This is a genomic window from Variovorax sp. WDL1, assembly GCF_001541225.1.
Lineage (GTDB): Bacteria > Pseudomonadota > Gammaproteobacteria > Burkholderiales > Burkholderiaceae_C > Variovorax.
Genome location: NZ_LMTS01000214.1, coordinates 1 through 6142 on the forward strand (window position 1 = coordinate 1; position 6142 = coordinate 6142).

Genomic DNA, 6142 nt, shown 5'->3' on the forward strand with positions numbered 1-6142 from the left:
TGACTCGCCCGCCGGGGCGAACTCCCGGCCCCAGCCTCAAACCAAGCACACCGTACAAACAGACCCCAAAGCACCCCCACCCCGCCCCTCCCCCGGAAGGAGCGGGAGCAGGACCCGAAGCGACGCCCTCGCAGGCACTCACCCGGTGAACCCAAGCGTCATCTCCATCACCTCTGCGGAGCTGAACGCCTGGATGGTTGCCTTCCTATGGCCCTTCGTGCGCTTGCTCGCGCTGGTCGGCACCGCGCCGATCTTCGGCGAGCCCAATGTGCCGCGGCAGCTCAAGGTCGCGATCGCGGCGCTGCTGGCGGTCGCGCTGGCGCCCGCGCTGCCCGCGATGCCGCAGGTGCCGGTGGTCTCGATCGGCGGGGTGTGGATCCTGATGCAGCAGGTGCTGATCGGCGCGGCCATCGGCTTCACGATGCGCCTCATGTTCGCCGCCGTGCTGGCCGCAGGCGAGTACGTGGGCCTGCAGATGGGGTTGTCCTTCGCCTCCTTCTTCGACCCGATGAGCGGCGGCGCGACCATGGTGGTGGCGCGCCTGCTGCACATGCTGGCGATGCTGATCTTCCTTGCGCTCGACGGCCACCTGCTGCTGGTGGCGGCGCTGGCCGAGAGCTTCCAGGTCCTGCCGATCGCCGACGCACCGCTGGCCGCGCAGGGCTGGCTGCTGCTGGTGCGCGGCGGCGCGCAGATCTTCGCGACAGGCTTCATGCTGGCGCTGCCGCTGATCACGGCGCTGCTGACGCTGAACCTGGCCATGGGCATCCTGAACCGCGCCTCGCCGCAGTTCAGCATCTTCGCGGTGGGCTTTCCGCTGACGCTGCTGGCGGGAATCGGGATGCTGCAGCTGCTGATGCCGCAGCTGGGTGCCTTTCTGGCGCCGCGCTTCGCGGCGGGACTCGGCTCGGTGATGGAGCTGATGCAGGCGCTGCGGCCTTGATGCCGAGCGGGCAAGGCCGGCCACGAGGTCAGCAACGCCTGTTGGCGTGCAAGTTCCATACAGACGCGGGGCTTGCAGCCTCCGCGCGTCCTTGAGAACATGCAAGCCTCCAAGGACACACAAGCATGACTGCAGGTCTGCGAATCGAGCCGACCCGCCGCGAGTTCCTGTGCTCGCTCGCGGCAGGCCTCCCGTCCCTCCTGGGCCCCTCCGGCGGGCACGCCCAGGCGCGCCCGCGCGGCCCGGCCACGCATGCGATTCCTTCTACCGGGGAGCTGGTGCCGGCGATCGGCCTGGGCAGCTGGATCACCTTCAACGTCGGCAACGACCGCGCCGCGCGCGAGGACTGCGCCGCGGTGATGCGCGCCTTCTTCGATGCCGGCGGCCGCATGATCGATTCGTCGCCGATGTACGGCTCCTCGCAGTCGGTCATCGGCGAGGGGCTGGCGCGCATCAACCGAACGGCGGGGGTGTTCGCGGCGGACAAGGTCTGGATCGGCGCCGGGGCGCGCGGGCCGGGGCAGATCGAGGAGTCGCGGCGGATCTGGCGGGTGCCGCGCTTCGACCTGCTGCAGGTGCACAACCTGCTCGCCTGGGAGGCGCACCTGCCCACGCTGTTCGCGATGAAGTCGGCCGGGCAGTTGCGCTACGTGGGCATCACCACTTCCGAGGGGCGCCGGCACCGCGAGATCGAGTCGATCATGGCCAGCCAGCCGATCGACTTCGTGCAGGTCAGCTACAACCTGCTCGACCGCGAGGTGGAATCGCGCATCCTGCCGCTGGCGCGCGAGCGCCGCATCGCCGTGATCGCCAACCGGCCCTTTCGCGAGGGCGCGCTGCTGCGCGCGCTGCAGCGCCATCCGCTGCCGCCCTGGGCCGACGAGATCGGCTGCGACAGCTGGGCACAGTTCGCGCTCAAGTTCATCATTTCGCACCCGGCGCTGACCTGCGCGATCCCGGCCACCCGCAGCGTGGCGCATGTGCAGCAGAACATGGGCGCGCTGCTCGGCCCGATGCCGGACGCGCCCATGCGCCAGCGCATGGCGGCTCACGTGCAGGCGTTGTGAGCGCGCACGATGTCGCAGTGGTGGAGCTATCGGCCTTCGGACTTCCTGCTGTTCTCTGCACGCACCTGGCATCGGCTCTTCGAGCTCTACAACGCAGAGGTGTGGCCGGCGCAGCTTTTCGCCATGGCGCTCGGCCTGGCCCTGGTGCTCGCCGCGCTGAAGGGGCGCCCCGGGCCGGGCGCGCGCGCCTGCTGCGCCATGCTCGCGGCCTGCTGGCTCTGGGTGGCCTGGGCCTTCCACCTGGAGCGCTATGCCACCATCAACTGGGCGGCAAGCTGGTTCGGGGTGGCTTTCGTCTTCGAAGGGCTGCTGCTCCTGTGCGCCGCGGGCATCGGGCTCGAACTGCGAATGCAGCGCCGCGGGCGGGAGGTGCCGGGCCTCGGCCTGCTCCTCTTTGCCGTGCTGGTGCAGCCGTGGCTCGGCCTCGTGCTGCTCGACCGGCCGTGGCGCGAGACCGGGCTCTTCGGGATGGCGCCCGATCCGACGGCAATCGGCACGCTCGGTCTTCTGCTGTTGCTGCGCGCGCCGCCGCAGGCACGCCTGGCGCGGGTGCTCGCGGTCCTGCTGTGGCCGATCCCGCTGCTGTGGTGCCTGGTCGCCGCGCTGACGCAGTGGACGCTGCAGTCGCAAGGCGAGGCTCAGGGCGGGGCCTTGCCCAGCAGGAAGTCCATCGCAGCCTGCCACCAGCGTGCGTCGACCTGCCCGGGCCAGTCGTTGTGGCCGGCCCCCTCGATCGTCACCAGCCGCTTGGGCGGGCGCAGCGCCTCATGGAGCGCGATGCCCAGGCGCGAGGGCACGACGCGGTCGCGGCCAGCGACCACCACCAGCACGGGGCGGCCGAAGCCGGCGAGGTGGGAGATGCTGTCGTAGCGGTCGCGCAGCAACCAGCTCACGGGCAGCCAGGGGTAGTGGTAGGCGGCGACGTGCACGAGCCGGTCCCAGGGCGTGATCAGCATCAGTCCGGCGACCTGCTCGCGCTGCTGCGCGACCGCCGCCGCCGCGACGCCGGCGCCCAGTGATTCGCCGATGACGACCAGCGGCGGGCCGTACGCACGGTACGCCAGCGCGACGGTCTCCCGCGCATCTTCGACAAGGCTGCGCTCGCCCACGTCACCTCCGCGTGGGCCGTAGCCCGGGTACTCGGCCAGCAGCACGCGAAAGCCCAGGCGCGCGAGCGAAGCGGCGTAGTAGGCGCGATGGCCGGCATGTCCGGCGTTGCCATGGAAGACGATGACGGTGCCGCGGGCGCTGCCCCCGGGTTCCGACGCCAGGCCGCGGAAGTCCTGCGCCGAGGGCCATGCCTGCAGCCCGTCCGTGGCTATTTCGGCCACTTGGGCGGGCGCGGGGAAGTAGAGCAGCCGGTCCTGGAACATGGTGACTCCGGCCAGCCCGAGCACGCAGGCCAGGGCCAGTTTGAGCATCGACACGACGATGGGGTGGATCATGGGCATCGAAGCGGAGGCCCCAGGCTACCGTGAAGCCCGCCTTTCAGCCAGACCGGAATCCCCCGACTGCTTCGGGACCGACGCTCGCTCGCGCACATGAAACGCCCGTGGCCTGGAGCAGCGACGGCCGGCGGTAGGGCTCGTCCTTCGCGAGCTGTCGGCGAATCCGGGCACCCGCTCTGTCCGAGGCCGCCAGAGTCGGGCGCATGGAGGCTCTCATGAACGCACTTCAAGGCGACCGCGTGCGCTCCCAGACCAGTGCACACAGCTTGCGGCAGATCGACGACTCGACAACCGCCGGCCTGCGCCGGATCGCGGAGGCGGACGCGGGCACAACGCAACGCCTGGCCGAGCTCGACCGGGAGTGGGACGTCGACCGGGTCCTGGAAGCCGAGGCTGCCACGATGGGATTGGTGGGCCTGGGCCTGGGTTTGCTGGGCAAGCCCGCTCTTCTCGCTCTGCCTGCGCTGGTCGGCGGCAGCGTCTTCTACCAGGCGCAGACCGGACGCTATCCGTTGATGCCGCTGTTTCGACGACTCGGCGTCCGGACTTCGCGGGAGATTGCCCGTGAACGTTATGCACTCAAGGCGCTGCGCGGCGATTTCAGCTCATCGGGCGAAACGGAATCCGAAGAGCGCTTCAAGTTCGCGGCAGAGGCGACCAGCTCTCCTTCGCTCCCACCGCCGGCGCCAGACGAACAGGAGCCCACGGCCCAATTCGGCAGCCAACTGCCGCCCACCACGCTGCGCGTCGAAATGCATACCGACTCCGCATTGAACGAGGAGATCGGCGCTCGCACCGAGGCGGAACTCCTGCGTCTCGAGCGCGCCGGCCGAGCGGCCATCGAGGAGCGACTCACGGAACTGGAAGAGGAATGGGACATCGAGCGCGTCCTCCAGACCAATGCTTCCGCCCTGGTGCTGGCGGGGCTCGCACTCGGAACCGGATTCGACCGGCGATTCCTCGCGCTCCCGATCGCCGTCTTCGCGTTCTTCGCCCAACACGCTTTCCAGGGTTGGTGCCCGCCCATCCCCTTGCTTCGGCGCCTCGGCATACGCACCATGCGCGAGATCGAGCGGGAACGCTACGCCATCAAGGTGCTGCGTGGCGACTTCGAGGGATTGCCGCGGCCGGACGCTCCGACCTCGGAACGGGTCCGGGCCATCCTGAAGGCGGTCGACGCGTGAGTGCCTCGCATGGGAAGCCGCCGCGCCCTCTCGAAACCGCGCAGCTGCTACTTACCGGACAGATCGAGTGTCGATGCCGACGCCACCAGGCACCGAGGAGTGTTGCAGACCCGTTTCCGGGCCGGTCGGCTTGTGCTCTCTCCACCACGCAATCAGCCGATCGAAGTCGCCGTCGAACACCCGTTGCCTGAGTTCCTCTGCCACCATCGAGCAATGCGCGGCGCTGCCGAGGTCCAGCAGGGTGTGGGTCGCGACGCGGTCGCATTCGAGGTAGGTGCGCTGCAGCGCCTCGACGCTCACCGAGGCCAGGTGGCGCCGGTCCGGCGCGTGCGCCTGCGCTGGCGCGGGGGATGGCAAAGCCGCCATCAGGGCCAGCGCCGCTGCAACGGCGCCGAGCATCACTTGCGATGTTGTCATGGTCACTCCCTTCGGGTGCACGCACCACCGCGTGCAGTTCGACTGTAGGCCGCCGCGGGCGCGAAGGAATCCCCCGCACGGTGGATCCGGAGAGCGCATCAGTTGAAGAAAAGCAGCCGCGTCAGCAAGGTGTGCCCCGCCTCCGCCGCCATCAGCCACACCAGTACCAAGAGCGCCAGCGGCGGCAGCAGGATGGCGTAGACCAGTGCCAGCCGCTCCCAGGCCATGTGCATGAAGACCGCGACGATCAGGCCCGCCTTCAGGATCATGAAGGTCAGGATCAGTCCCCAGCGCAGCAAGCCCTGCAGGTGCAGGTAGTCCACCAGGTAGGAGAGCGCGCTGAGCACGAACAGCAGCCCCCAGATCTTCAGGTAGAGGCTGATCGGATGCTGCTGGCCGGTGCCGGGGTCCATGGTCTTGCCTCCTCACCAGAGATAGAACAGCGCGAAGATGAACACCCACACCAGGTCCACGAAGTGCCAGTAGAGCCCGGCGATCTCGACGATCTGGTAGTTGCCCGTTCGCTCGTAGTCACCGCGGATCAGCTTGAAGGCGACGACCAGCAGGTACACCACCCCGCAGGACACATGCAGTCCGTGGAAGCCGGTGATCATGAAGAAGGCCGAGCCGAACTGCGCCGCGCCCATCGGGTTGCCCCAGGGCCGAACGCCTTCCATGATCAGCTTGGACCACTCGAAGGCCTGCATGCCGACGAAGACCTCGCCGAACATCGCGGTCACCAGGATGAGCGCGGCGGCGTTGGCGCGGTCGCGGCGATAGGCGAAGTTGACCGCCATCGCCATCGTCCCGCTGCTGCTGATGAGGACGAAGGTCATGATCGCGATCAGCAGCAGCGGCACGTCGGCGCCGGCCACGTGCAGCGCGAACACCTCGCTGGGGTTCGGCCAGGGCACGGTGGTGGAGACCCGCACCGTCATGTAGCCGACGAGGAAGCAGCTGAAGATGAAGGTGTCGCTCAGCAGGAAGATCCACATCATCGCCTTGCCCCACGACACGTGGAAGGCTTCGCGGTCGGAGGACCAGTCGGCGACCAGCCCGCGCCAGCCGGCCGCCGCGGCGGCC

The 6142-nt window shown here is 69.1% G+C and carries 7 protein-coding genes and 1 pseudogene; 4 read left to right on the plus strand and 4 right to left on the minus strand.

All coding sequences use genetic code 11. The annotated features are described in order from the left end of the window. Nucleotides 1-193 precede the first annotated feature (193 nt). The 3 genes and pseudogenes from fliR to APY03_RS44580 all read left to right on the plus strand — a co-directional run. Entirely contained in the window at nt 194-943 is a 750-nt protein-coding gene (fliR, locus tag APY03_RS26965; protein WP_068681695.1) for a flagellar biosynthetic protein FliR, read from the plus strand. 125 nt (nt 944-1068) lie between these two features. Next, nucleotides 1069-2010, plus strand: coding sequence for an aldo/keto reductase (locus APY03_RS26970; protein ID WP_083944580.1), 942 nt, complete (start codon nt 1069-1071; stop codon nt 2008-2010). Nucleotides 2011-2019: 9 nt separating this feature from the next. Beyond that, nucleotides 2020-2601, plus strand: a pseudogene (locus APY03_RS44580) (DUF6064 family protein); the annotation flags it as partial. A 47-nt stretch (nt 2602-2648) separates the two neighbouring features. Here the strand turns inward: APY03_RS44580 and APY03_RS26975 are convergent. Beyond that, nucleotides 2649-3455 carry an alpha/beta hydrolase gene (locus tag APY03_RS26975; RefSeq protein WP_232081262.1) on the minus strand — a complete coding sequence of 269 codons (807 nt, stop codon included), beginning with the start codon at nt 3453-3455 and terminating at the stop codon, nt 2649-2651. A gap of 218 nt (nt 3456-3673) precedes the next feature. Here APY03_RS26975 and APY03_RS42740 point away from each other — a divergent pair, with 218 nt between their 5' ends. After that, the gene (locus APY03_RS42740; protein WP_232324434.1) at nt 3674-4642 is read left to right on the plus strand and encodes a hypothetical protein; all 969 of its coding nucleotides are present in this window, start codon (nt 3674-3676) and stop codon (nt 4640-4642) included. Nucleotides 4643-4693: 51 nt separating this feature from the next. On the opposite strand, the gene APY03_RS26985 is transcribed toward APY03_RS42740, so the two are convergent. From APY03_RS26985 to APY03_RS26995, 3 genes are all read right to left on the minus strand, one after another. Continuing rightward, on the minus strand, nt 4694-5059 hold the full coding sequence (locus tag APY03_RS26985; RefSeq protein ID WP_102906220.1) for a hypothetical protein: 366 nt from the start codon (nt 5057-5059) through the stop codon (nt 4694-4696). A 98-nt stretch (nt 5060-5157) separates the two neighbouring features. After that, nucleotides 5158-5472 (minus strand): cytochrome C oxidase subunit IV family protein, encoded by a 315-nt coding sequence (locus APY03_RS26990; protein WP_068681690.1) that lies wholly within the window; start codon nt 5470-5472, stop codon nt 5158-5160. Between the two features lie 12 nt (nt 5473-5484). Continuing rightward, a partial coding sequence (locus tag APY03_RS26995) for a heme-copper oxidase subunit III family protein (RefSeq protein WP_068681702.1) occupies nt 5485-6142 on the minus strand: 658 nt, incomplete at its 5' end.

Coding starts and splice junctions, on each gene's coding strand:
- fliR (WP_068681695.1), top strand. CDS start 194: ATGGTTGCCTTCCTATGGCCCTTCGTGCGCTTGCTCGCGCTGGTCGGC.
- APY03_RS26970 (WP_083944580.1), top strand. CDS start 1,069: ATGACTGCAGGTCTGCGAATCGAGCCGACCCGCCGCGAGTTCCTGTGC.
- APY03_RS26975 (WP_232081262.1), bottom strand. CDS start 3,455: ATGATCCACCCCATCGTCGTGTCGATGCTCAAACTGGCCCTGGCCTGC.
- APY03_RS42740 (WP_232324434.1), top strand. CDS start 3,674: ATGAACGCACTTCAAGGCGACCGCGTGCGCTCCCAGACCAGTGCACAC.
- APY03_RS26985 (WP_102906220.1), bottom strand. CDS start 5,059: ATGACAACATCGCAAGTGATGCTCGGCGCCGTTGCAGCGGCGCTGGCC.
- APY03_RS26990 (WP_068681690.1), bottom strand. CDS start 5,472: ATGGACCCCGGCACCGGCCAGCAGCATCCGATCAGCCTCTACCTGAAG.